Annotated in this window: 1 protein-coding gene; it reads left to right on the top strand. The window is 61.7% G+C overall.

From position 1 onward, the window contains the following. On the top strand, nt 1–820 hold an 820-nt coding region (locus NP603_RS21820; RefSeq protein WP_305891522.1), incomplete at both ends, for a transketolase-like TK C-terminal-containing protein.

Raw genomic sequence — 820 nt, forward strand, 5'->3', positions numbered from 1 at the left:
GTGGAAAGGCTGCAAAGACGTCAACGCCCCCGGCCACGACGGCAACTACGTCTACTACGGCGTGCGCGAATTCGGCATGAGCGCCATCATGAACGGCATCACCCTGCATGGCGGCTTCAAAGCCTACGGCGCCACCTTCCTGATGTTCAGCGAATACGCCCGTAACGCCCTGCGCATGGCTGCACTGATGAAAGCGCCGACCATCTTCGTCTACACCCACGACTCCATCGGTCTGGGCGAAGACGGTCCGACCCACCAACCGATCGAACAAACCGCCACCTTGCGCATGATTCCGAACATGCACGTCTGGCGTCCGTGCGACGCGGTCGAGTCGGCCGTCAGCTGGAAAGCCGCGATCGAACGCCAAGACGGCCCGAGCACCTTGATCTTCTCTCGGCAAAACCTGCCGCACATGGCGCGCAGCCAAGCCCAGATCGACGCGATCGCCAAAGGCGGCTACATCCTGAAAGACAGCAGCGGCACCCCGGATGCGATCATCATCGCCACCGGCTCCGAAGTCGAACTGGCCGTCAAAGCCGCCGACGCCTTGGCTGCCAAAGGCAAAAACATTCGCGTGGTGTCCATGCCGTCGACCAACGTGTTCGAAGCCCAAGACCAAGCTTACAAAGACAGCGTGTTGCCGCCGAGCGTGGCCAAACGCGTCGTCGTCGAAGCGGGCGTTACCGACAGCTGGTGGAAATATGCCGGCAGCCAAGGCCGCGTGGTGGGCTTGGACCGTTTCGGCGAATCGGCCCCGGCCGGCCAACTCTTCAAAGAGTTCGGCTTTACCGTGGACAATGTCGTCGCTAACGTCGAAGCC

The organism is Methylomonas aurea, assembly GCF_024505045.1.
Taxonomy (GTDB): Bacteria; Pseudomonadota; Gammaproteobacteria; order Methylococcales; family Methylomonadaceae; genus Methylomonas; species Methylomonas aurea.